Here is a 23,635-nt window from a genome sequence, read left to right as displayed (position 1 = left end):
GGAACCGGCTACCCCCCTGGCTCACCGGCATCAGCTCGCCGTGGTAGCCGCGTCGGACCCGGACAGCGTGGCCTGGATGGATGCCGCCGCTTCCTGCAAGGCTTCGCTGTCTTCCGATTCCATCGCCATGCGCGCGGATTGAATATCTTCCGTCAGCGAAGGGCGCATGTCCTCGGGGAAATCGACGGGATTGTCGTTCACCAGACGGTCTAGGTCTTCCAGCGCAACCGACAATTCACCTTGCTCCAGATCGCCCGAAGCGATCCGCTCCGCCAGCGCCGCCGCTTCCGACCGCGCTTCGCCCGCAGTGACGGCCCCGCCGTCCACGCCCGGTTCGTCGGTCATCGCCGTTTCGGCTTGCCCCACTTGTTCCGCCTCCTGCGTGCCGCAGCCCGCAAGCGCCAGAGACATGATCAGAGGAAGAGCCAGAGCACGGCCGAAACCCGCGAAGGTAGTGGTAGGCATAAAAGGGAATCTCCTTATCGCGACAGAGGCCGCATATCCGTCTAACAGGGTATCGCGGCGCGCCGTCATCGCAAGAAATTATTGCGCAACAGGTCGACGACTTCCTTCGTGCGGCCATCGAGCACGGCCTTCACGCCGAACAATGCGGTCCCCGCGACCTGCGAGGCTTCGATCTTGGGCGGCATGACCAGCTCCATCTGGTTCACCTTCACATCGAGCAGCGCCGGCCCGTCATGGCGCAACCAGGCATCCATCGCAGGCTCCAGCGCATCGGCATTCTCGACGTGCCAGCCCGCGATACCGCAGGCTTCGGCCAGCTTGGCGAAGTCGGGATTGTGCAGGCCGGTATAATGGTCGACAAGGCCTTCGACGCGCTGCTCCATCTCGACGAAGCCGAACGTGTCGTTGTGGAAGACCACGAGCTTGAGTGGGATCTTTTCCTGCACCAATGTCAGCAATTCGCCCATCAGCATGGTCAGGCTGCCATCACCGCACATGGCGATGACCTGCCTCTCGGGATAAGCCAGCTTGATTCCCATCGCCTGCGGCATCCCGCTCGCCATGGTGCCGTGAAGCAGCGTGTTGAGGAAGCGGCGCCCTCCGGTGGCCTTGATATGGCGCAGCATCCACACCATCGACGTTCCCGCATCAGACACGAAGATCGCATCCTGCGCCGCCTTGCCGTCCAGCATATTGGCAACGAATTGCGAATGGATCAGCGCAGGATCGCTTTCCTCGCCCTGCTTGTCGTAGCCCGCAAGGTCGTCCTGCCATTGCCGTTGCTGGCGCTCCAGATGGCTCGCATCGGATTTTGCCGCGACGAGCGGTAGCAGGGCGGCCATCGTCGCCTTCGCATCGCCAACCAGGCCGAGATGGATCGCCGATCGCCTGCCGAGATGCGTGGGATCGATGTCGATCTGCACGATCTTCTTCGCTTCGGGATAATATTGGGTGTAGGCGAAATCGCAGCCCAGGCTGATGACCAGATCGGCATCCTCCAGCGCCTCGACCCCCGCCCTGTTGCCGAGGATACCGTTGACCCCGACATTATAGGGGTTGTCCGGTTCCAGAAATTCCTTCGCCCGCGTGGTGTGCACCATCGGGGCCTTCACTCGGTCGCAAAAAGCGATGATTTCCGGCCGAGCGTCACGCGCGCCGATCCCGGCATAGACGGACACCTTGCCCGCAGCATCGACAAGGGCGGTAAGCTCCGCGAGCTCGGCATCGTTCGGGCGGCAGACCGGTTCGGGGCGATAGACCTGCCAATCGATCGCGTCCGCATCCGTCTCGGTGAACATGTCCCCATTCACGATGACGACCGCGACGCCCTTTTTGGTCAGCGCCGCCTGCGCGGCCTTGGTCACGATGCGCCGCGCCTGCGAAGGGTGCGAGATATATTCGCAGAAATGGGAATGCTGCTCGTAGATCTTCTTCTGTTCGACCTCCTGCGGGAAATCGAACCCCTTTTCCGTGCGGGCGACATCTGATGCGATCAGAAGCACGGGCGCGCCGTTGCGATGGCTTTCATAGATGCCGTTGACGAAATGGAGCGACCCCGGCCCGCAGGTTCCAGCGCAGACCGACAATTCGCCGGTCATGTAGGATTCGCCCCCGGCGGCGAAGGCCCCGGCTTCCTCGTGCCGCACACCCACCCAGCGCAGGTCGCTCTTGGCGATTGCATCGGTGAGGTGATTGATGGTGTCACCAGGAATACCGTAAACCCGCTTCGCACCGGCCTTTTCGAGGGCATCCACCACGATCTCTGCAACTGTCTTCGGCATACGGTCTCTCTTGATTGGATGAACGCCCCATACCATCCGGGCAGCGGCCGATACATCCCCCTTCCCGACGCGCCACGAATTGTCCGTGTTTCGATGGCGATGCCGGGCGGCGCGTCGGGGAAACGTCGTGGTGCTCGGCTGGGGCTGGTCAGGTGGAGACCGGCTCGCTAGAGGCGCGCCTGTATGGGCGATCGCAGCAATTTCCCCTGGCCGGCAGCCGCTCTCGCCCTCGCAGCCGGCATCGTCATGTTGGTCAGCGGCGCCGGGATCGCGCTGGCCTTCGCCGTCACCCTTCTGTGGATCGCGACGCTCTGGATGGTCGGCGGACCGAAACCACCGCCGAGCGCCGACGTCGAACGCCAGTCGATGTCTGCGGAGCGGATGGGCGAATTGTTCGAATTCTCCGATACGCCCATCATCGTAACGCGGCGCAATCGCGTCGCCGTGGCGAACCGCGCGGCACGCAAGCTGCTCGGCCCGCATATCGTCGAACAGGATGTGCGGATGGCCCTCCGCCAGCCCGAAGCGGTCGCTTTGATCGATCGCGATACCGACGGATTCGCCGTGATCCGAGGACTAGCGCGGCGGCAGGATATCTGGCGGATCAATCGTAAGACCCTCGACGATGGGATGGCGGTCATCGAATTCGTCAATCGCACCGCCGAAGCGGACACCGCGCGCGCCCATACCGATTTCGTCGCCAATGCCAGCCACGAACTGCGCACGCCGCTCGCCTCGATCCTGGGCTATGTCGAAACGCTCCAGGACGATGCCGACAATCTCGATTCCGCCATGGCGAAGCGCTTTCTCGGCACGATCGAGCGCGAGGGGCGCCGCTTGCAGGACCTCGTCAGCGACCTCATGTCCCTGTCGCGGATCGAGGCGGAGAAGGATGATCTTCCGTCCAACACGATCAGCCTCGCCCCGCTGGTGCGACGCGCGGCGAGCGATGCCGCGGGGCAGGATCGCGCGACGCGGCTCGATATCGAGGCGGACGGGGAATTCCTCGTCAGCGGCGACACCCAGCAGCTCGAACAGCTCGTCCGCAACCTCGTCGACAATGCGCTGAAATACGGTGGCGAGGAGAGTTCGGTTTCGGTCAGCCTCCAGCCCCAGGGGACCAAGCGCGTCCGCCTGACGGTGGCCGATCGCGGCGAAGGGATCGCGCCGGAACATATTCCGCACCTCACGCGCCGGTTCTATCGCACCGATCCGGGCCGCAGCCGCGCCTCGGGAGGGACCGGGCTGGGGCTGGCGATCGTCAAGCATATTGTGGAACGCCACCGCGGCAGGCTCGACATCGAAAGTACGCTCGGCGAAGGAACCCGCGTCGCCGTGCTCCTGCCGATTCAGGACGATTCTAGGGACGATGCCGGGGAAGCCGATTGACGCGTGCTTCCGAATTAACGGCGCCAACAAACGCCGCAATCGGGGCAAGCTGTTCAAAACCGGGCGATGGGGGTCACGCAGTTGTCGCAATGCTGTAACACAAACTCGCTTTTGGACCGGCACCATACTCCCGAAGGAAAGCGAATCATGATCAAGCGCAGCCATATGGCCTTTGCCGCCCTCTCCCTCCTCGCCCTGTCCGCGTGCGGCGACACCGCAGGCGGCGGCGGTTCGCGCGAATCGATCCGCGCGGTCGGCTCGTCCACCGTCTTCCCCTTCGCCAAGCTGGTTTCGGAAAGCTTCGTGCGCTCCAACCCGGAATTCCCCTCGCCCATCATCGAAGCGACCGGCTCTGGCGGCGGCATCCAGCTGTTCTGCAGCGGCGTCGGCGCGGACAAGCCTGACATGGCCAACGCCTCGCGCCGTATGAAGGCGAGCGAGTTCGAGACCTGCCAGCAGAACGGCGTGACCGAGATCACCGAATTGCAGGTCGGCCTCGACGGGATCGCCTTCGCCTCGGCCAAGGGCGGGATCACGATGAACCTGACGCCCAAGATCGTCTACGAAGCGCTGGCGGCAAACCCCTATGGCGGCGAACAGACGAACCGCACCTGGTCGGACGTCGACCCCTCGCTCCCCAACGAGCCGATCCTGGTCTACGGCCCGCCCTCGACTTCCGGCACGCGCGATGCGCTCGCCGAATTGGTGCTTGAAGCGGGTTGCGATACCAATCCCGAGATGGAAGCGCTCAAGGAGAGCGACAAGGACCGCCATTCGCGCATCTGCACCGAGGTCCGTTCCGATGGCGCCTATGTCGACCAGGGCGAGCAGGACAATCTGATCGTCCAGAAGATCGAGAACAATCCGCGCGCCGTGGGCGTATTCGGCTACAGCTATCTCGAAGAGAACGCCGACAAGGTACAGGGTCTGTCGATGAACGGCGTCGAACCGACCTACGACAACATTTCCAGCTTCGCCTATCCGGGTGCGCGTCCGCTGTTCATCTACGTCAAGAATGCCCATCTCGACGCCATTCCGGGCCTGCGTGCCTATCTGGCGGAATGGGGCAAGATGTGGTCGCGCGGCGGACCGCTCGCCGATATCGGCCTGGTCGCTTCGCCCGACGATGTGATGGCGCGCAACACCCAGGCGCTGACGCAGTTCCCCACCCTCACCGCCGCCGACTTCCAGTAAGCGACAGCTAAAGCGAAACGCTCGTGTCTCCTGCCATCCTGCTTCTCCTCGCCCTGGCTCTGGGGCTTGCCGGCTGGCTGGCGGCACGGGCGCGCGCCTGGACCTTCAAGCGCGCCCAGCCCGGCGTAAGGCTCGCCGCCCTGCCCAGCTATCATGGCTGGTACGTGGCGCTCTGGATCGTCATTCCGGCGGTCCTGTTCGCCATGGTATGGGCGGCGCTGTCGCCCAATCTCGTGCTGCAATCGGTGCTTGCTAGCCCCGCCGCCGCCGATCTTCCCAGCTTCGGCCTGCAACGCCAGACCATGCTGGCTGAGGCCCGCAATGTGGCGCTCGGCAATTCGCCGGCGGTCTTCAATCCCGCCGCCGCGGGCCTCGTCGAACCGTTCCGCACCGCCATTTCGTTCTACAACTGGATCGGCCTCGCCGCGACGCTGGTGATCGCGTTTCTCGGCGGCGCATGGTCGTTCCTACGGCTGAGGCCCGATTTCACCGCTCGCACGCGGGTGGAAAAGATGGTGATGACCATCCTGCTGCTCGCCTCGCTCGTGGCGATCCTGACGACCATCGGCATCGTCGCCAGCCTTGTGTTCGAGACTATCCGTTTCTTCGGCATGGTCTCGCCGATCGATTTCCTGTTCGGGACCCAATGGAACCCCGATCCGATGAGCAATCCCCTGAACCCGCAGGGCGATCGCTACGGCGCGATCCCGCTGTTCTGGGGGACGATCTTCATCGGCGCGATCATCGCCATGATCGTGGCGATTCCCCTGGGGCTGATGAGCGCGATCTATCTGACGCAATATGCCGATCCGCGCGTGCGCGCCTGGGTCAAGCCCGCGCTCGAAATCCTCGCGGGCGTTCCCACCGTGGTCTATGGCTATTTCGCCGCGCTGACCATCGCGCCGGGCATTCGTGACATCGCGGTCTCGCTGGGGATCAGCAACGCATCGAGCGAGAGCGCGCTTGCCGCCGGCCTCGTCATGGGCGTGATGATCATCCCCTTCGTGTCCTCGATGGCGGATGACAGCATCGCCGCCGTCCCCGGCGCGATGCGCGACGGCAGCCTCGCCATGGGTGCCACCAGCAGCGAGACGATCCGCAAGGTCATGATCCCCGCCGCCCTGCCCGGCATCGTCGCGGGCGTGATGCTCGCAGTCAGCCGCGCGATCGGCGAGACGATGATCGTGGTCATGGCCGCCTCAACCGCCGCCAATCTCAGCGCCAATCCGCTCGAGTCCATGACCACGGTCACGGTACAGATCGTCGCCATGCTGACGGGTGAAGGCAGTTTCGACCATCCCGCGACCGTGAGCGCATTCGCCCTGGGCTTCGTCCTCTTCCTCGTGACGCTGGGGCTGAATTTCATCGCCCTGCGCGTCGTCAAGCGGTTCCGCGAAGCGTATGAGTGATACGGTGATCTCCGACACCCCCGCCCAGAGCGCTGCCTTGCGCGCGCCGACCCGCACGCCTGCCTTCGAAAAGCGGCTGAAGAAGCGCTACGCCGCCGAACAGCGCTTCAAGCTGCTCGGTCTGTCGGCGATCGTGTTCTCGGTCGTGGTGCTGATCTTCCTGCTCGCGACGATGACCATCAACGGGATCGGCGGTTTCCAGCGTGCGGAAATGCCGGTGACGATCGACTTCACCGAAGCCGGGATCGCGGGCGATGCGAACACGCTGGCGGGCCACGAAGGCATTCGCACATTGGAGGCGCAGGGGCTTCCGGCCACCGTCCAGTATTTCGCCGCCGAAACGCTCGGCGACGAAGGCGCGGCTCAGATCGGGACCTTCGCCTGGCGCGATGTGGCCGAGGCGATCCAGGCCGATCCCTCGATCCTGCGCACTACCGCGACCTTCGATCTCGCCGCCAGCCCCGATCTTGCCGCCGGCTTCGAAGGCGAAGGGTCGCCCGAAATGCAGGCGCTGGCGCGCTCGCTGGCCGAACGCGGCCTGCTGGAAAAGAATTTCGATGTCGGCTTCTTCAGCCGGTCGGACGCGACCAATCCGCAGGAAGTCGGCATCTGGGGCGCGCTCAAGGGCTCGCTCCTGACGATGGCGGTGACCTTGGTACTGGCCTTCCCGATCGGCGTGCTGGCCGCGCTCTATCTCGAGGAATATGCGCCCAAGAACCGCTGGACCGACGTGATCGAGGTCTCGATCAACAATCTCGCGGCGGTCCCCTCGATCATCTTCGGCCTGTTGGGCTTGGCGGTGTTCCTGTGGATCTTCCCGAATTTCCGCTCCGCTCCTTTGATCGGCGGCATGACGCTGGCGCTCATGACCATGCCAGTGATCGTCATCGCCGGGCGCAACGCAATCAAATCCGTGCCGCCCTCGATCCGCGACGGCGCGCTGGCGGTCGGTGCCTCGCCCGTGCAGGTCGTGTTCCACCACGTCCTCCCCCTCGCTCTGCCCGGTATCCTGACCGGCACCATCATCGGCATGGCCCGTGCGCTGGGTGAAACCGCGCCGCTGCTGATGATCGGGATGCGCGCCTTCGTCGCCACGCCGCCCGACGGGCTGACCTCGCCCGCCACCGTCCTGCCGGTCCAGATTTTCCTCTGGTCGGACGAAATCGATCGCGGTTTCGTGGAACGGACCAGCGCGGCGATCATCGTTCTATTGCTGTTCCTCCTGGTGATGAACGGCCTCGCCATTTATCTGCGCAACAAGTTCGAGAAACGCTGGTGACCGTAGTTCACGACAACCTTGAAGACACCGAAGCCAAGATGCGCGCGCATGACGTGAACGTGTTCTATGGGTCGAAGCAGGCGATCGATTCCGTTTCGATCGACATCCCGCAGAAATACGTGACGGCCTTCATCGGCCCGTCGGGTTGCGGCAAATCGACCTTCCTGCGCTGCCTCAACCGGATGAACGACACCATCCCCGCCGCGCGCGTGGAAGGCGAGATCACGCTGGATGGCGAGAACATCTACGACCCCAAGCTCGACGTGGTGCAATTGCGCGCGCGGGTCGGGATGGTGTTCCAGAAGCCCAACCCCTTCCCCAAATCGATCTACGAGAACATCGCCTACGGTCCGAAGATCCACGGCTTTGCCGAAGGCAAGGACGAGCTCGACGCGATCGTCGAGAAATCCCTGCGGCGCGCGGGCCTCTGGGAAGAGGTCAAGGATCGCCTCACCGATAGCGGAACCGCGCTGTCGGGCGGCCAGCAGCAGCGCCTGTGCATCGCGCGCGCCATCGCGGTCGATCCCGAAGTCATCCTGATGGACGAACCCTGTTCGGCACTCGACCCGATCGCCACCGCCAAGATCGAGGAGCTGATCGCGGACCTCTCGGGCCGCTATGCGATCGTGATCGTCACCCACTCCATGCAGCAGGCCGCCCGCGTCAGCCAGCGCACCGCCTTCTTCCATTTGGGAAAGATGGTGGAGTATGGTCGTACATCTGACATATTCACCAATCCGCTCGAACAGCGGACCCAGGATTACATAACCGGCCGCTACGGCTGAGGACAGGACGATGCAGGAACATACCGTCAAGGCCTTCGACGAGGACATCACGCGGTTGCGTGGGCTCATCGCGGAAATGGGCGGCCTCGCCGAGGTCGCGATCCAGCGCTCGCTCGAAGCTCTGGTCAAGGGTGACGATGCGCTCGCGAAGCAGGTTATCAAGGGCGACAAGCGGATCGACGCGCTCGAGAGCGAGATCGACAAGCTGGCGATCCGCGTGATCGCGCTGCGTGCGCCCATGGCGGACGATCTGCGCGAAGTGATCGCGGCGCTCAAGATCGCGGGCGTGGTCGAGCGGATCGGCGATTATTCCAAAAACATCGCCAAGGCGAGCCGCCAGATCGAGGCGGAAAACCGCAAGAAGTTCGAACCGCTGACGTTGCTTCCCGCCATGGCGGAAGTCGCCGCTGAAATGGTTCACGACGTCCTCACCGCCTATGCCGCGCGCGATGCGGAACTGGCGAAGGAAGTGATCGAGACCGATGCGAAGGTCGATGCCTTCTACAATTCGATCTTCCGCAATCTCGTCAGCCACATGGTCGAAAATCCGGCCACGATCAGCAACGCTGCGCAATTGCTGTTCGTGGCGCGCAATCTGGAACGGATCGGCGACCATGCGACCAATGTCGCGGAAATGGTGCATTTCGCGGCGACCGGGTCCTATTACCACGATGACGACGCGTCGGATGACGACAATCGCGGCACCGATAATGTGGATGGCGGCGACCGTTGACACATTCCTGTAGTGTGAGCGTCATATCAGGATGACGAACACAGGAACTACGGGACGATCCAGCGCCATGAACAGGGCGAAACTGCTGCTTGTAGAAGACGATCCGGCGCTGCTGGAACTGCTCGAATATCGGTTCAGCAACGAAGGCTACAATGTCCGCGCGACCGCCGATGGTGACGAGGCGCTGATCCTCGCGGCGGAAGACACGCCTGATCTCGTCATCCTCGACTGGATGATCGAAGGAACCAGCGGGATCGAGGTCTGCCGCCGCCTGCGCCGCGACAAATCGACCGCGCATGTTCCGATCATCATGCTGACCGCGCGCGAGGCCGAGGACGATCGCATTCGCGGGCTCGATACCGGGGCGGACGATTATCTCACAAAACCGTTCAGCCCGCGCGAACTGCTCGCCCGCGTCGGTGCGGTGATGCGGCGCATACGCCCCGCGCTGGCGGGCGAGAGTATCGAGGTCGGCGATATCGTGCTCGACCCCGTGGCCCACAAGGTCGTGCGGCGCGGCGAGACCCTGAAGCTTGGTCCGACCGAATACCGGCTTCTCAAATTCTTCATGGAAAGCCCCGGTCGCGTCTTCAATCGCGGCCAATTGCTTGACGGCGTCTGGGGCACTGGGAGCGACATCGAATTGCGGACGGTCGACGTCCACATCCGCCGCCTGCGCAAGGCGATCGAGATGCCGGGCGCCAAGGACCCGATCCGCACCGTGCGCTCGGCGGGCTATTCGCTCGAGGGATAAGGCGGCTCGCGCGTTGGCACCATGCATCGGGGGCGATAGTGTTTGCGGATGATGCGGCGCCCCTCCCTTCGCACCATCGTCACTCTGATCGCGCTCGTCATCGCGTTTGGCGCGGGCATGATGGTAACATCGCTCGGGGAGCCGGGCGAAAGCGTATCGTCGCAATCGGATAACTACGCTGGCGCTTCCACCACCGCAGACCGGCGCGAAGTCTATTCACCGGCGGTGCGGTCCGACCCCCATTTCCTCGCCCGACAGCGCCGCAATGTCGAATTGCTCGAGCGGCATTGCGAGACCAGCGGCGAGATGTGCGCCGAAGCCCGCGCCGCGCGGGCGGTGTTCGAAGAACTGCGCGAGGGTGACTAGCGACACACGCCCGACCAGCGCGGGCTCATGTCGAGATGGAAATGGTCGGCATGGGCCGCGTTGTAGTCCGGGCTCAAGGTCGTCGCGAAAGCGTCGCAGGCCCCGTCACGCGCGCGGCTCAGGAAGCGGGCCTTGTCGTCTTCGCCCTCCCAATCGCCAAGCACGCTGATGCGCGTCCCGTCTTCCAGGACGAAACCGGCGATGTCGATCGCATTGCCGGTCGCATGTTCGCTCCACGCCCCACTATCGCGACCGTAGAGACGGCGGCAGGAATAAGCGCCAAGATGCTCTATTCGTGCGATATCGCCGCCGAATATCTCCTGCGCGGCAGGTTCCAGGCTATCGGTCCGCCAGAGTTCCAGCGCGATCCCGACCGGGCAGGTCGTGGGCGGGCTCGAAGGTGATAGCGGATAGGTATCGAGCCGGGTCCGGTCGGGCCGCGCGCACGCCCCCTCCCCCTGCGGATCGAGCGCCGTGAACGCCACTTCCGAGCGCTCGAGCACCGCACGACATTGCGGCACATCGTCACGCAGGGCATGCAGTTTCGTCATTGTCGCCCAGCCCGGCGGATCGCGCAGATCGAGCGGCGCCCAGGGATCGTGCTCGGGATGCTCCGCCAGCCAGGTGCGCCCGGCAACGAGGAGCGCCGCCAGCACGAGCAGTGCGATGACACGACGATCCCCGACGAAACGCCCGATACGAGTGGAGATGCGTTGAGGGTTGTCGGCCATCGTCAATGAAAGTCGCGAGATTTGGGAATGATCCTGACATCGCGCGGATGCCCGCCCGACTGTGGCCCGTGGAACCCGCATTCACGATTACCCGCAGGCGGTTCCTCCCAGGGTTCGACGGGCTTGTAGGGATCGTCCGCCCCTTCGCGAAGGTCGTCGCGCGGATTGAATTTTGCCGAAAACGAGGACGGCAGGGGATTGCTGACATGGTCGGCGCGGGCGACCGGCGCGTTGAGCATATCGTCCGACAATTTGTGCAATTCCTCGGTCGCATCGGTCATGTGATGGGCGATGACGTGGATCACCTCGTCGTCATATTCCACGCGGCCGCGCACCTCCATCAGCCGCGCGCCCATGACCACGCGGCGCTGCTTCTCCTTGAGGTCGGGCCATACGACGAGGTTGATGACCCCCGTCTCATCCTCCAGCGTGATGAAGCACACCCCCTTGGCCGATCCCGGCCGCTGGCGGATCAAGACCACGCCCGCGACATGGACCATGGAACGGAACTTGCGCGCGCGCAGATCGCAGGCGCGCACGAAGCCGCGCTCGGCGAGGCTGGCGCGCAGGAAGGCCATCGGATGCGCCTTCAGGCTCAGCCGCGTCGTCTGGTAATCAGCCACGACCTCCTCGCTCAGCGGCATATGTGGCAAGGCGGTGCGGCCCTTTTCCGCCCCTTCGTCGCGCGCGGCGGCATGGGCGAATAGCGGCAGGTCGGGCGCACCGATCAGGCTGCGCGCATCCCACAGCGCCTGACGCCGCGACAGGCCCATCGATCCGAAACAGTCTGCGGATGCGAGCCGCTCGATATGCGCGGGCCCGATCTTCGCCCGGTCGCGCAATTCGGCGACGTCGCGATACGGCCCGTTCTCGACCCGCTCCGCCACGATCCGCGCCGCGACCGCTTCGGGCAGGCCGTCGATCTGCCTGAGGCCCAGGCGCAGCGCGATATGCCGGTCGAGCCGGCCTTGGTCCGCAAGAGGATCACGCGGAGACGCGGACGCGCGGAGAGAAGAAGAAGGATTTTCGCTCACAGAGGCACGGGGGCACGGAGAAGAAAGATCTGCGGCGGAGCCGCAATCGGTTTCATCACGGACGGATGAGGCCGCTTCGCGGTAAGACCCCTCTGTGCCTCCGTGCCTCTGTGAGCGCCCCAAACCTCTCCGCGTCTCCGCGTCTCGGTGTAAATCCAACTCCTCCTCCGAACTCTCCAGCGTGCAATCCCAGTCCGACAGGTTCACATCCGCCGCCAAGACCCGCACCCCGTGCTCCGACGCATCGCGCACGATCTGTGCCGGGGCATAGAAGCCCATCGGCTGGGAATTGAGCAGCGCGCAGCCGAACGCCGCCGGGAAATGGCATTTCAGCCAGCTCGACACATAGACGAGATGCGCGAAGCTGGCCGCATGGCTTTCGGGAAATCCGTATTCGCCGAAGCCTCGGATCTGGTTGAAGCAGCGCTGGGCGAAATCGCGATCGTAGCCGCGCCCGACCATGCGTTCGACCATCATGTCCTGCAATTCGTCGACCATCCCACGGCTGCGAAAAGTTGCCATCGCCTTCCTCAACCGATTGGCCTCGCGGCTGGAGAATTTCGCCGCGTCGAGCGCGATCTTCATCGCCTGTTCCTGGAAGATCGGAACGCCCAGCGTTCGTTCGAGAATGCTGGACAGCTCGTCGGGCGGGCCATGTTCGGGGCCGGGTGCGGGGATGACCACCTGTTCCGCCCCGCGGCGCCGTTTCAGATAGGGATGCACCATGTCGCCCTGGATCGGGCCGGGCCGTACGATCGCGACCTGGATCACGAGATCGTAGAATTCGCGCGGGCGCAGGCGGGGCAGCATGTTCATCTGCGCCCGGCTCTCGACCTGGAACACGCCGAGCGAATCCCCCTTGCGCAGCATGGCGTAGGTTTCCGGGTCCTCGCGCGGGACATTCGCCAAGGACAGGCTCTTTTCGTGATGGTTTTCAAGAAGATCGAGGCATTTCCTGATGCAGGTCAGCATCCCCAGTGCGAGCACGTCCACCTTCAATATGCCCAGCGCCTCGATATCGTCCTTGTCCCATTCGATGAAGCTGCGGTCAGGCATGGCGCCATTGCTGATCGGCACCGTCTCGATCAGCGCGCCTTCGGTCAGGATAAATCCGCCGACATGCTGTGATAAATGCCTTGGCATCCCAATCATTTGTTCGGTCAGCTTGAGAACGCGCTTCAGGTGCGGATCGGTCACGTCCATGCCGGTTTCCTGGGCGTGGCGTTCGCTGATCTCCTTGCCCCATCCGCCCCAGACGGTCTTGGCGAGCGCGGCGGTGACATCCTCGGTCAGACCCATCGCTTTGCCGACCTCGCGGATCGCCATGCGCGGGCGATAATGGATGACCGTGGCGCACAGCCCGGCGCGGTGGCGGCCGTATTTCCTGTAGAGGTACTGGATCACCTCCTCGCGCCGTTCGTGCTCGAAATCGACGTCGATATCGGGCGGCTCTTTGCGCTCTTCGGAAATGAAGCGGTCGAACAGCAGCTGGTGTTTGGCGGGATCGACATTGGTGATGCCGAGGCAATAGCAGACCGCCGAATTGGCCGCGCTGCCCCGCCCCTGGCACAGGATCGGCGGATCGACGCCGTAGCGGGCGAAATCGACGATATCCTTGATGGTGAGGAAATAGCGCGCGAGGTCGAGCTTCGCGATCAGCGCCAATTCGCGCTCCAGCGTGTCGACGATATGGTCGGGCACACCCGATGGGTAGCGATCCTCCGCACCCCACCAGGTCTCGCTTTCGAGGAATTCCTGTGGCGTCATGCCGTCAGGATAGATTTCTTCAGGATATTCGTAGCTTAGATCGTCCAGCGAGAAATCGCATGAATCCGCCACCCCGCGCGCCGCCGCGATCGCATGGGGCCAGCGCTCGAACAGACGGACCATGGTTTCGGGCGATTTGAGATAGCGTTCGGCATTGCCGTGCAGCAGATGGCCTGCGGCGGAGACGGTGGTCTTGTGCCGGATCGCCGTCATCACGTCCTGCAACGGGCGCCGGTCGGGCGTGGCGTAATGGACGTCGTTGGTGGCGAGAATCGAGAGCCCGTTGGCCTTTGCCAGCGCGTCGAGCCGCTCGATCCGCACCACATCGTCACCGATATGAAGATAGCTGGCGGCGATGTGGCTCAATGTCGGGAGCCGGTCTGCGATATGGGGTATAAGCTGTTTGAATGGCTTAATTATCGTGCGCAGAGGCGCATCGACCGGCGGCTCTCGCGAGGTGAGGGAAACGACATTGCTGGGCACCGCGATAGCGTATCGCTCCTCCAGATCGCGCGGTGGCACGAGGATGAGCTGCACATCCTCGCTGTGAGCGGCCAGCATGGCGAGGGCGATGTCGCAGGCGCCCTTCGCCTGCCATTCGCCGTCCAGTGTCGCCATCCGGCCCGCACTGATCAGTCTGCATAGCCGCCCATAGGCCGCGCGATTGCGGGGATAGGCGAGGAAGGCCAGACCCTCGACCGTTTCTATCCTGCACCCGATAAGCGGTTTCAGCTTAAGCGTTTTCGCTTCGGTGTGAATGCGCACGACACCCGCCATCGTATTGGCATCGGCGATCCCGATCGCATCGTAGCCGAGCCGCCGGGCGGCGAGCACCAGATCGACGGCATCGGATGCACCGCGCAGGAAGCTGAAGCAGCTGACAAGACCCAGCTCGACGAACGGCGCACGCGGCGGCGCATCGACGGAATCGGGATCGAGCTCGATCCGGCGCTTGGGAATCTGGAGGTCGTTTTCGGGCACGCGGGTGCTCGGCCGTCATTCCCGCGCGGACGGGATTCCAGCTGCAAGCTCGGCGGCCCTGCTCTGGCCCCCCGCCTTCATGGGGATGATGAAGACAGTCATATCGATCACCCGACCAGCTCCTCCAACCGCTCCTTCACCGCGGCGAGGTCGGCGTCGAACAGGCGCGCCTGTTCCTCGCGCGCCGGGCCATCGAGACGAAGCAGATAGGAGGGGTGCGCGGTGATCCACAGCTCGCTGCCATCCTCGAGCGCGATCGGGCTTCCGCGCGCCTTGGAGATGCTGACCGTCTTGCCCAGCATACCGCGCGCCGCGCTGGCGCCCATGGCGAGCACGAGTTTCGGCTGCACGATCGCGCGCTCGCTCTCGATCCACCAGCGGCAGGTATCGATCTCCTTCGCACCCGGAGACTGATGAAGCCGCCGCTTGCCGCGCTGGACGTATTTGAAATGCTTGACGGTATTGGTGACGTAAGCTGCCTGGCGATCGATCCCCGCCTTTTCGAGATGGACGTCGAGCAATTGCCCCGCCGGTCCCACGAAGGGTCGCCCCGACTGATCTTCCTGATCGCCCGGCTGTTCGCCCACGATCATGAGAGCGGCGTCCTGCGGGCCCTCACCCATGACCGCCTGATTATCGAGTTCGCCGATCGGGCATTTGCGACAGGCATGGATCGCCTTGTCGATGGCCGCCAGCGTCTCCGGCCGTTCCTCGAATTCGAGCGTTCCCGCTTCGACCATGGTGCTCTCCCGCTTCTGCGCGCCCGCCACCAGCTCGGGGATGAGCGCGGCTTCGGGCATGTTTTTCCAATATTTGCGGGGCATTTCCTTGAGCATGGCCCCGATCTTCAAACGCGCGGGGTTGAAGATGGATGCGTAATAGGTGCGCCAGAGATCCTCCATCGGATCCCCGCCGGGCGCATCGGCGCGTTCGGCGGGCGGGCCTTCGCGCATGGTCTCCGTGTCCCAGTGCAGACTGCCCTGCGGCGTCAGGATCGACCAGCGCATATTGGCGAAACGGCGCATGAAGAAGCCCGCATTGGCGCGCAGGATGTGATGCTCGGGCTCGAACCAGGCGACGTAGTGCTCGCCATCGGTTTCCTCGTCCTCCACCAGACGGAAGCGGACGAAGGCGTGCATCTTGTGGCTGTCCCGCCGGACATTCTTGTCGAGCTCCTCGATCCGGCGCACATCGGGATCGGCCTTGTCCTCCATCATGCGCGGGTTCGCCTGGAGGCGCCACAACAGGCGATAGAGCAGCGCAAAGCGTTCGGGGTCGGAATGAAGCGCGGCGTTCTTCGCCAAGCTTACGAAGCGTTTGTTCGCCCGAACCGGCTTGGCATCCGGCTCCGGCATGGGACTACGCCGTTCTCCATGCGCGAACAGGTCACCGCTGCCGCCCGGTTCCACCCAGGCGATCCGGTCGGGCGGCACCTCGCACTGCACCAGCGCCCGCGCCCGTTCGCGCCAGAACTCGAAATCGTCAGGCTCGGGCAGTTCGACCACGTAACGGGCCGCGAGTTTGGCTTGCTGGAGCGCGGTCATGCAGCGCGCCGGAGTAGTGATTCACGCGGAGGTGCGGAGGCGCGGAAGCTTTTTAGGCGCTCACAGAGGCACGGAGGCACAGGGGGGCTTTGCCGCGTAGCGGCAGCCTTGAAACAAAACATAACGATAGAGTGCGGCTGCGCCGCAGACACTTCGCCTCCGTGCCTCCGTGCCTCTGTGAGCGCAAAACCTGTTCTCCGCGCCTCCGCGCCTCCGCGTGAAAAATCGCTGTTCATGCCGCGAACAGCTCAAGCTGCTCGGTCTTGGGCGCAAGCATGGTCCTGAGGTCCGCGCGATCGGTCAGCATCACGGGGCGCCAATCCACCGTGCAGATGAACGGGCGCACCTTGGTGATCGACAGCGTCAGCCGTGCCACATCGTCCAAGCGCAGCGTGCGATGGCGACGGCTGGCGAGGATCTTGTGCACCGCCTTCACGCCCAGCCCAGGTACGCGCAGCAGCTGTTCCTTGCTGGCGCGATTGACGTCGACCGGGAAGCTGTCGCGAAATTTCAGCGCCCACGCGAGCTTGGGATCGATATCGAGCGGCAAATTCCCGTCCGCCTCGGTCGCCTGCATCACCTCGGCGGGTTTGTAGCCATAGAAGCGCATCAGCCAGTCGGACTGGTAGAGCCGGTGCTCGCGGATCAGCGGCGGGCGCTTCAGGGGCAGCACCGCGCTCGCGTCGGGGATCGGGCTGAACGCGCTGTAATAGACCCGGCGGAGGCGGAAATTGTCGTAGAGCCTGCTCGCCTTGCCGACGATGTCCGCATCGGTCGCGGCATCGGCGCCGACGATCATCTGCGTCGACTGTCCCGCCGGGGCGAAGCGCGGGGCGTGACGAAACCGCTTCCTCGCATCCTTCGCCTCGACGAGATCGGCCTTCACCTTGCCCATCGCGCCTTCGATCTGGCGTGCGTCCTTGTCGGGCGCCAGGCGCGTGAGGCCGCTATCGGTCGGCAGTTCGACATTGATCGACACGCGATCGGCATAGAGACCCGCCTGATGGACGATCTCGGCATCCGCCTCGGGGATGGTCTTCAAATGGATGTAGCCGCGAAAGTCGTGTTCTTCCCGCAGGATGCGCGCGACTTCTACGATCTGTTCCATCGTGTGATTGGAATTCTTGACGATGCCGGAGGAAAGGAACAGCCCCTCGATATAATTGCGGCGATAGAAAGCCAGCGTCAGGTCCACGACCTCCTGCGGCGTGAAGCGCGCTCGCGCCACGTTCGAGCTCTTGCGATTGACGCAATAATGGCAGTCGAACACGCAGTGATTGGTCAGCAGGATCTTGAGCAGCGAGATGCAGCGACCATCCGGCGCATAGGCGTGGCAGATGCCCATCCCCTCGGTCGATCCGATCCCCTTGGCCGAGCCCAGCGAGTTCTTCTTCGCCGTGCCGGACGACGCGCAGGACGCATCGTATTTCGCCGCATCGGCGAGAATCGCAAGCTTTTCGAGGACGGTCTGCGAAGCCATTCGTTCTTTATATGTTCTGCATCACGCTCTGCCTAGTCCCCACAGGAAAAATTGGTAATTCCGTCCCTTATGGAACGCGCAGCCTCTCAGGACGGTTGGTTGGACATACCCCCAGTCAAGGAGACGACGAATGCCCAACCTCACAACCCGCGACGGAACGCGCCTGCGTTACAAAGAACTCGGCGAAGGCCGCCCGGTGGTCCTGATCCATGGCTGGCCGCTTTCGGCCGATAGCTGGGATCCGATCATGATGAAGCTGGCCGAGAACGGCTATCGCGCGATCGCCTATGACCGGCGCGGTTTCGGCCATTCGGATCATGCGCCCAAGGGCTACGATTACGACACTTTCTCCGACGATCTTGCCGACGTCATGAAGGAGACCGGCGCGAATGACGATGTCGCTCTGGTCGGCTTCTCGATGGGTGGCGGCGAGATCGCGCGCTATATGTCGCGCCATCAGGGCAAGGGCGTGAGTGCGGCGGTGCTGGTCAGTTCGGTCGTCCCCTATATGCTCAAGACCGATGACAATCCCGATGGCGTGCCGCAATCCACTCTCGACGAGATGACCAAGGGGATGAAGACGGACTTCCGCCATTTCTTCACCGGTTTCTTCAAGGATTTCTACGGTGACGGCGTGCTGTCCACCAAGGTCAGCGACGAGGAGAAGCACTGGGCCTGGATGACCACGATGATGGCAAGCCAGTATGCGACGCTGCAATCGGCGGGCGCGTTCGCCAACACCGATTTCCGGCCCGACCTTGCCAGCTTCGACGTGCCCACGCTGGTTATCCACGGCACCAAGGACCAGACCGTGCCGATCGATGCCACCGGGCGCCAGGTCGCGGAGAAAGTGCCGAGCGCGACGCTGATCGAATATGACGGTGAACCGCACGCCGTGTTCGCGACCCAGACCGAGCGATTGGGCGACGATCTGCTCGAATTTCTCGGCGGAGCGGGCAGCAGGAAGGCCATGGCCGAAGGCGGAACGATCGCGTCCGCCTGATTGCGACAAAGATCGTGATAGAGAACGAGGCGCGTCCTGCGGGGCGCGCTTTTTCTTTTTAGATCAGTACCTTTTGATGACGTCATGAATGTATGGCGGCGTGACGTCACCCGCACAGACCTTGCAAATACCAATCCGGCATCCCCCCGCGCCCATCCCCGATCAGACCCTGGCGGTAGATCCAGTAGCGGCATCCGGCCCCGTCCTCGATCCGGTAGTAATCGCGCAGGCGCGCGCTGCCGCGTTCGCGCCACCATTCGGGTGCGATCCGTTCCGGCCCCTCCACCCGCGCCACCTCGCGCACCGCGCCGCGCCAGCGAAAGCGCTTGGGATAGCCATCCGGGGTGGCGTAGAGCACGGCGATCTTCTCGGCCTTGTCCAGCAATTTCAGAGGCCTGTGATGGAATTCCAAGAGACCTTGCGAACTCGGTTCGGGCTCCAGTGGCGGATGCCAGCGCTGGGCGCGTTCGGGAATATGACTGGCGAAGGGCACCGGGCGCGCAACCGCCTCCGCCCCCAGCCTGACGGTCAGCCGGTCGATACAGGCCGATAGCGAGGTGCCGTGCGCTTCGGCGGCGGCCTCGATATCGCCCTGCGCCAGAGCCAGCGGCTCGGCCCAGCTGGCGCGCAGGCGCAGCATCTCGATCCCGAACCCCGCATCCACATCGTCGAGCCGGGCGGCGAACAGGCGGCAGATATGCGCGGGATCGCGCGTCGCCGCAGCCATTTCGAGGCGGCGGACGATGACCTCGCCATCGACGCGCCAGAGGCCCAGTTCGAGCCGCCTTGCGCCCAGCGCCTTGCCCTCCAGCTCGCGTGCCATATCGAGCGCCAGATCGTCGAGCACGGTGTCGAGCAGAGTGCGGTGGCGGATCGGCTCCATCAGCCTGCGCTGCACCAGCGGGGCCTGCTGGGGGACGACCGGCAGCAACGGTTCGGGTATCCGGCCGAGCAATTGGTCGAGCCGGATCAGCGGATTGGCGGCGGGCGATCTGCGGTTGCGGAATCGCCGCTGGATCGCATCGCGCCCGGCCCCCTCCTCCTCGATCGCGTCGAGTTGCCCGATGCGCTTGATGCCGAGGCGGCGCAGCACGGTGAGCACATCCTCGTCGAGCCGCAAGGCGGCGACGGGAAGGTCGGACAGAGCGCGCCTGATCGCGTCATCGCTCCGGGAGCCGTCCACGATCGTCCGCGCCCGTCCGTAATGCGCGCAGGCCCAGGCGGAGCCGGCGGTCGGCGCGATGGCGCTGCGCAGGGCGAGCTTGCGGCGGGCGAAACCGGCATGGACGTCGTCCAGCAGCCCGCCCTCCCCCCCGAACAGATGCGGCACGGCGGTGACGTCGACCAGCAACCCGTCGGGCGGATCCATCGCCGACCACGGCCCCCAGCGCATCGCCCAGACCGCGAGCTGTTCGAGGAAGGCGAGATTGCCCGCGGGATCGGCGGGAGCGGTCAGCAGTGCGGGGCACAAGGTCCGCGCATCGGCCAGCATCATGCCCCTGCGCGCGCCCGCCATGGCGCCAGCGCGGTTCGCCGCCTCGATCCGGGGGCCATGCGCGGTGTCCGAAATCAGGACCCGCGGCTGGGTATCGTCTTCGCCCCCAAGTTCATCGACATGCGCGAGGCGCCAGCGATCCATCGCCAGCGCCGGAAGCCAGAGGGACAGGATACGGCGCGTCATTCGCATCCATCATGCCGAGACGACCGAAGATTGTTCGGACTCTTGCGCAGCTGACGGCAGGGATTTGGCCAGCAGCTGCCGCCCGCCATCGCCCAATATCCATTCGCCCGGACGGTGCCCGCGCGCGCGGAACAGTTCGGCGTGCCAGGCGGGCGTGCCGGGAGCCTGGGGGTTCCAGCGCGCTTCGGGAGACGGGGCGGAGGCGACATTCCAGCGCATCCTCGCCGAGGACAGGTCGGGCCGCGCATCGAGCCGAACGAGGTAGAGCGGCACTCCGTGACGCTCCGCCGCCAGCGTCAGGCGGCGCGATGCGGTGAAGTCGAGCGCGCGCGGATTGCCCAGCATCTCGCCGATGACGAAGGCGATTTCCCGGCAGCGCACCCCTTCCTCGAGCGCGAACAGCGCGTCTTCGGGGGTGTCGGCGAGGACGTGGATCACGCGGCGGCGCACATCTTCGGGCAGGCCGGGGCGGTAGGGTCGGCCCACGAGCCCCGCCGCCTCGCGCATCTGCACCCACAGGACCGCGCGGCGATCTTCCGCCTCGCACCCTTCGGGCCGGGACGTGTGGCGCCAGTCGTCGAGCGCGAGCGCCAGCGCGGCGGCCGCTCCGCTCCCGTCACCCGAGGGCGCGAAAATCTCGCTGTGGCAGGGGGCCGCCTGCCCTTCCCCCGCCAATCCGGGGCGCCAGCGCGACGACCGCTCGCGCCCTAGGGCCCCCGCGCCCACCATGCAGCCGATATCCGCGACATCGAGCGGTGCGGTCTGACGGGTTGCGGTATCGGAAGAGGGTTCGGTCGGCATACGGCACCAGAGAGGCAGGAGGGATGAGAGAACGACTCGTTCGTTCTCTTTATGTTCCATGCCGCACGGATTCGCAATCCGCCCCCGATACCTCTCCACAACCAACCGGGCACCATCCCGCGGCTCGACCGTTCCCCAGACAATCGCCCGCCTTCGCGAAGGCGCGGCCATACCTCTCACGCGACAAGGAGCGCATCGATATGAAGCACGCAGAAGGCAATCCCGACGAGCTCAAGACCAAATTCTGGAAGGCCCTGGCCGATTCCTCCTTCCTGTTCCTGCAGAACCGCGACGACAGCAGCAGCGCGGTCCCGATGAGCCCCCAGCTCGACAAGGATGCCAACAGCTCGATCTGGTTCTTCACGCACGACAAGAGCAGTTTCAAGGATGGCGGCCCGGCTGTGGCGACCTTCCAAAGCAAGGGCCACGACATGTTCGCCCGCTTCGACGGGCATCTGGTGCGTGAGACCAGCCAGGAACGCTTCGACCAGTTCTGGAACAATTTCGTCGAAGCCTGGTACGAAGGCGGCAAGGACGATCCCCACATCGTGTTCCTGCGCATGGATCTCGGCAGGGCGGAAATCTGGGACGGCGACATGAGCCTGCTCAATGTCGCGAAGATGGCGCTGGGCATGTATGTCCATGACGAGGCCGAGGAAAAGCACGTCAAGCAGACGTCGCTCTAAACGTCTTTCATTCGATCGATACGATAAGGGCCGCCCCATCGGGCGGCCCTTTTTCGTTGGCGGTATTCGTAGGCGATGGAATCGCCTGCCGATCACCCGGTCGGCGGATCGATCGGCACCATTTTCTCCTCGCCTCCGATCTCGTCCACCACTTCGACCACGCCGCGGCCCAGCTGGCTGCGGCTGCGGCTGTAGCCGAAATAGACCACCAGCCCGATCGCGCCCCATACGGGCAGGACGAGGATCGCGATCAGCGGGAGGTTGAGATAGAGGAACAGGCAACCCGCAACCGTCAGCGGCGCCACCACCCATACCATCGGCATACGGAAGCTGCGATGGCGATGCGGGTCCTTCACGCGCAGCACCATCGCGGCGACGGCCACCATGAAGAAGGCATAAAGCGTGCCCGCATTGGCGTAATCCGCAAGCAGCCCCACCGGCATGAACGCCGCGCCCAGCGCCACTATCAACCCAGTGATCATGGTGACCACATGGGGCGTCTTCCATTTCGGATGCACCCTGCTCAACCGCTCGGGAAGCAGCCCGTCGCGGCTCATCACGAAGAAGATGCGGGTCTGCGCGAAGATCAGCACCAGGATCACCGACGGCAGCGCGAGGAAGGCCGCGATCCCCAGCATGTTGCCGATGCCCGAGAAACCGATCTGGCGCAGGACATGGGCCAAGGCCTCGTCCGAACACACCAGCGCACCCGAATAGGCCGGCAGGGCGCATTGCCGCGCCAGTTCTTCGGACCCCGCCGGGAAGGGAATGCCACCCGGTCCCATGATCGGCTGCCCACCGATCGTGCCGATCGCGCCCGCCGCGACGAGGATATAGAACACGGTGCAGAACAGCAGCGATCCAATCAGGCCGATCGGTACGTTGCGCTGCGGATTCTTGGTTTCTTCCGCCGCGGTCGAGACCGCATCGAAGCCCACGTAAGCGAAGAAGATCGTAGCCGCCGCGCCCACCGCGCCGAGCCCCGAACCGAAGCCGCCAAATACGCCTGCGGGCAGGAAGGGGTTGAACCGCGCCATGTCGAAATCCGCGCTGGTCAGTGTCAGCACGATGAAGGCGGTCAGCGCCGTCACCTTGATGAGGACGAGCACGGCATTGACCTTGGCGCTTTCGCTGGTGCCGATCATCAGCAGCCAGGTGACCAGCATGGCGATCACGAGAGCCGGCAGGTTGATGAAGCCGCCCGGCGCGCCGCCCAGTGCCAGCGGACCCGCCGCGAGCCATGGCGGCAGGGTTATGCCGAGAAATTCATTGAGGATCGTGCCCGAGAAATAGCCCGACCAGCCGACCGAAACCGCGCTGGCCGCGACGGCGTATTCAAGGATCAGCGCCCAGCCCACCGTCCAGGCGAGAAATTCGCCGACCGAGGCGTAGCTATAAGTGTAGGCCGATCCCGCCACCGGGATCATCGAGGCAACCTCGGCATAGCACAGCGCCGCCACGATGCAGACCGCGCCCGCAATGGCGAAGGCGAGCATCAGCCCCGGCCCCGCCTTCTGCGCGCCCGCCGCAGTCAGGACGAAGATACCCGTCCCGATGATGCAGCCGATGCCGAACAGCATCAATTGGAAGCCGCCCAGTGTCCGGTGCAGCGCCTTTTTCTCCGCCGTCGCCAGAATGGCGTCGAGCGGTTTCACTCTGTCGAAAATCATACGGACCGCAAAGCCCCCCAGGCCCGCAGCGGGACAGCCCCGCTCAGCCAGCCGGAAGCATCGCGTTTATTACCGAATTTCGGCGCGCAAAAGCGAAATCGT

19 protein-coding genes are annotated in these 23,635 nt (G+C 64.4%); 10 read left to right on the top strand and 9 right to left on the bottom strand.

Annotated elements, in window-relative coordinates; all coding sequences use genetic code 11:
* Positions 1–30: 30 nt before the first annotated feature.
* Both GRI47_RS04280 and GRI47_RS04275 read right to left on the bottom strand, forming a co-directional pair.
* Positions 31–465, bottom strand: a complete 435-nt coding sequence (locus tag GRI47_RS04280; protein WP_160660108.1) for a hypothetical protein — start codon at positions 463–465, stop codon at positions 31–33.
* Positions 466–530: 65 nt separating this feature from the next.
* Positions 531–2,246, bottom strand: coding sequence for a thiamine pyrophosphate-dependent enzyme (locus GRI47_RS04275; RefSeq protein WP_160660107.1), 1,716 nt, complete (start codon positions 2,244–2,246; stop codon positions 531–533).
* 183 nt (positions 2,247–2,429) lie between these two features.
* On the opposite strand from GRI47_RS04275, the gene GRI47_RS04270 reads away from it, so the two are divergent.
* From GRI47_RS04270 to GRI47_RS04235, 8 genes are all read left to right on the top strand, one after another.
* A complete protein-coding gene (locus GRI47_RS04270) occupies positions 2,430–3,635 on the top strand; it encodes an ATP-binding protein (RefSeq protein ID WP_160660106.1) in 1,206 nt (401 codons plus the stop codon).
* A 147-nt stretch (positions 3,636–3,782) separates the two neighbouring features.
* Positions 3,783–4,829 (top strand): substrate-binding domain-containing protein, encoded by a 1,047-nt coding sequence (locus tag GRI47_RS04265; protein ID WP_160660105.1) that lies wholly within the window; start codon positions 3,783–3,785, stop codon positions 4,827–4,829.
* A gap of 23 nt (positions 4,830–4,852) precedes the next feature.
* Positions 4,853–6,238, top strand: a complete 1,386-nt coding sequence (pstC, locus tag GRI47_RS04260; protein ID WP_160660104.1) for a phosphate ABC transporter permease subunit PstC — start codon at positions 4,853–4,855, stop codon at positions 6,236–6,238.
* Positions 6,231–7,517: a phosphate ABC transporter permease PstA gene (pstA, locus tag GRI47_RS04255; RefSeq protein WP_160660103.1), complete on the top strand. Its 1,287-nt coding sequence runs from the start codon at positions 6,231–6,233 to the stop codon at positions 7,515–7,517. Before pstC ends, pstA begins: the two co-directional genes overlap by 8 nt.
* Positions 7,518–7,555: 38 nt before the next feature.
* Positions 7,556–8,302, top strand: a complete 747-nt coding sequence (pstB, locus tag GRI47_RS04250; RefSeq protein ID WP_237452719.1) for a phosphate ABC transporter ATP-binding protein PstB — start codon at positions 7,556–7,558, stop codon at positions 8,300–8,302.
* A 10-nt stretch (positions 8,303–8,312) separates the two neighbouring features.
* Positions 8,313–9,035 (top strand): phosphate signaling complex protein PhoU, encoded by a 723-nt coding sequence (gene phoU / locus GRI47_RS04245; RefSeq protein ID WP_160660101.1) that lies wholly within the window; start codon positions 8,313–8,315, stop codon positions 9,033–9,035.
* A gap of 67 nt (positions 9,036–9,102) precedes the next feature.
* On the top strand, positions 9,103–9,789 hold the full coding sequence (phoB, locus tag GRI47_RS04240) for a phosphate regulon transcriptional regulator PhoB (protein WP_160660100.1): 687 nt from the start codon (positions 9,103–9,105) through the stop codon (positions 9,787–9,789).
* A gap of 48 nt (positions 9,790–9,837) precedes the next feature.
* On the top strand, positions 9,838–10,155 hold the full coding sequence (locus GRI47_RS04235) for a hypothetical protein (protein ID WP_160660099.1): 318 nt from the start codon (positions 9,838–9,840) through the stop codon (positions 10,153–10,155).
* Here GRI47_RS04235 and GRI47_RS04230 read toward each other — a convergent pair.
* From GRI47_RS04230 to GRI47_RS04215, 4 genes are all read right to left on the bottom strand, one after another.
* On the bottom strand, positions 10,152–10,886 hold the full coding sequence (locus tag GRI47_RS04230) for an extensin-like domain-containing protein (protein ID WP_160660098.1): 735 nt from the start codon (positions 10,884–10,886) through the stop codon (positions 10,152–10,154). The two genes, GRI47_RS04235 and GRI47_RS04230, sit on opposite strands and share 4 nt — an antisense overlap.
* Before the next feature lie 2 nt (positions 10,887–10,888).
* Complete coding sequence (locus tag GRI47_RS04225) at positions 10,889–14,668, bottom strand: error-prone DNA polymerase (RefSeq protein WP_160660097.1); 3,780 nt, start codon at positions 14,666–14,668, stop codon at positions 10,889–10,891.
* Between the two features lie 107 nt (positions 14,669–14,775).
* A complete protein-coding gene (locus tag GRI47_RS04220) occupies positions 14,776–16,212 on the bottom strand; it encodes a UdgX family uracil-DNA binding protein (RefSeq protein ID WP_160660096.1) in 1,437 nt (478 codons plus the stop codon).
* Positions 16,213–16,444: 232 nt separating this feature from the next.
* Positions 16,445–17,692 (bottom strand): putative DNA modification/repair radical SAM protein, encoded by a 1,248-nt coding sequence (locus tag GRI47_RS04215; RefSeq protein ID WP_160660095.1) that lies wholly within the window; start codon positions 17,690–17,692, stop codon positions 16,445–16,447.
* A gap of 130 nt (positions 17,693–17,822) precedes the next feature.
* Here GRI47_RS04215 and GRI47_RS04210 point away from each other — a divergent pair, with 130 nt between their 5' ends.
* Positions 17,823–18,695 carry an alpha/beta fold hydrolase gene (locus GRI47_RS04210; protein WP_160660094.1) on the top strand — a complete coding sequence of 291 codons (873 nt, stop codon included), beginning with the start codon at positions 17,823–17,825 and terminating at the stop codon, positions 18,693–18,695.
* Between the two features lie 106 nt (positions 18,696–18,801).
* Here GRI47_RS04210 and GRI47_RS04205 read toward each other — a convergent pair whose 3' ends face one another.
* Together GRI47_RS04205 and GRI47_RS14775 are read right to left on the bottom strand one after the other, a co-directional pair.
* Positions 18,802–20,376 (bottom strand): Y-family DNA polymerase, encoded by a 1,575-nt coding sequence (locus GRI47_RS04205; protein WP_237452615.1) that lies wholly within the window; start codon positions 20,374–20,376, stop codon positions 18,802–18,804.
* Between the two features lie 9 nt (positions 20,377–20,385).
* Positions 20,386–21,237, bottom strand: a complete 852-nt coding sequence (locus GRI47_RS14775) for a hypothetical protein (RefSeq protein ID WP_202387173.1) — start codon at positions 21,235–21,237, stop codon at positions 20,386–20,388.
* A gap of 140 nt (positions 21,238–21,377) precedes the next feature.
* Between GRI47_RS14775 and GRI47_RS04195 the strand changes: the two genes are divergently transcribed.
* A complete protein-coding gene (locus GRI47_RS04195; RefSeq protein ID WP_160660092.1) occupies positions 21,378–21,863 on the top strand; it encodes a pyridoxamine 5'-phosphate oxidase family protein in 486 nt (161 codons plus the stop codon).
* Positions 21,864–21,955: 92 nt separating this feature from the next.
* Here the strand turns inward: GRI47_RS04195 and GRI47_RS04190 are convergent, their stop codons facing one another.
* On the bottom strand, positions 21,956–23,533 hold the full coding sequence (locus GRI47_RS04190) for an amino acid permease (RefSeq protein WP_160660091.1): 1,578 nt from the start codon (positions 23,531–23,533) through the stop codon (positions 21,956–21,958).
* Between the last annotated feature and the right edge of the window lie 102 nt (positions 23,534–23,635).

This window comes from Qipengyuania pelagi (assembly GCF_009827295.1).
GTDB classification, from domain to species: domain Bacteria; phylum Pseudomonadota; class Alphaproteobacteria; order Sphingomonadales; family Sphingomonadaceae; genus Qipengyuania; species Qipengyuania pelagi.
This window is presented reverse-complemented; position numbering and strand designations above follow the sequence as displayed.

Excerpts from the sequence above, each read along its gene's own strand:
- GRI47_RS04235 (WP_160660099.1), top strand. The coding sequence starts at position 9,838 with ATGATGCGGCGCCCCTCCCTTCGCACCATCGTCACTCTGATCGCGCTC.
- GRI47_RS04275 (WP_160660107.1), bottom strand. The coding sequence starts at position 2,246 with ATGCCGAAGACAGTTGCAGAGATCGTGGTGGATGCCCTCGAAAAGGCC.
- GRI47_RS04270 (WP_160660106.1), top strand. The coding sequence starts at position 2,430 with ATGGGCGATCGCAGCAATTTCCCCTGGCCGGCAGCCGCTCTCGCCCTC.
- GRI47_RS04190 (WP_160660091.1), bottom strand. The coding sequence starts at position 23,533 with ATGATTTTCGACAGAGTGAAACCGCTCGACGCCATTCTGGCGACGGCG.
- GRI47_RS04230 (WP_160660098.1), bottom strand. The coding sequence starts at position 10,886 with ATGGCCGACAACCCTCAACGCATCTCCACTCGTATCGGGCGTTTCGTC.
- phoB (WP_160660100.1), top strand. The coding sequence starts at position 9,103 with ATGAACAGGGCGAAACTGCTGCTTGTAGAAGACGATCCGGCGCTGCTG.
- phoU (WP_160660101.1), top strand. The coding sequence starts at position 8,313 with ATGCAGGAACATACCGTCAAGGCCTTCGACGAGGACATCACGCGGTTG.
- GRI47_RS04205 (WP_237452615.1), bottom strand. The coding sequence starts at position 20,376 with ATGACGCGCCGTATCCTGTCCCTCTGGCTTCCGGCGCTGGCGATGGAT.
- pstA (WP_160660103.1), top strand. The coding sequence starts at position 6,231 with ATGAGTGATACGGTGATCTCCGACACCCCCGCCCAGAGCGCTGCCTTG.
- GRI47_RS14775 (WP_202387173.1), bottom strand. The coding sequence starts at position 21,237 with ATGGAACATAAAGAGAACGAACGAGTCGTTCTCTCATCCCTCCTGCCT.
- GRI47_RS04210 (WP_160660094.1), top strand. The coding sequence starts at position 17,823 with ATGCCCAACCTCACAACCCGCGACGGAACGCGCCTGCGTTACAAAGAA.
- GRI47_RS04280 (WP_160660108.1), bottom strand. The coding sequence starts at position 465 with ATGCCTACCACTACCTTCGCGGGTTTCGGCCGTGCTCTGGCTCTTCCT.
- pstB (WP_237452719.1), top strand. The coding sequence starts at position 7,556 with ATGCGCGCGCATGACGTGAACGTGTTCTATGGGTCGAAGCAGGCGATC.
- GRI47_RS04215 (WP_160660095.1), bottom strand. The coding sequence starts at position 17,692 with ATGGCTTCGCAGACCGTCCTCGAAAAGCTTGCGATTCTCGCCGATGCG.
- GRI47_RS04195 (WP_160660092.1), top strand. The coding sequence starts at position 21,378 with ATGAAGCACGCAGAAGGCAATCCCGACGAGCTCAAGACCAAATTCTGG.
- GRI47_RS04220 (WP_160660096.1), bottom strand. The coding sequence starts at position 16,212 with ATGACCGCGCTCCAGCAAGCCAAACTCGCGGCCCGTTACGTGGTCGAA.
- GRI47_RS04265 (WP_160660105.1), top strand. The coding sequence starts at position 3,783 with ATGATCAAGCGCAGCCATATGGCCTTTGCCGCCCTCTCCCTCCTCGCC.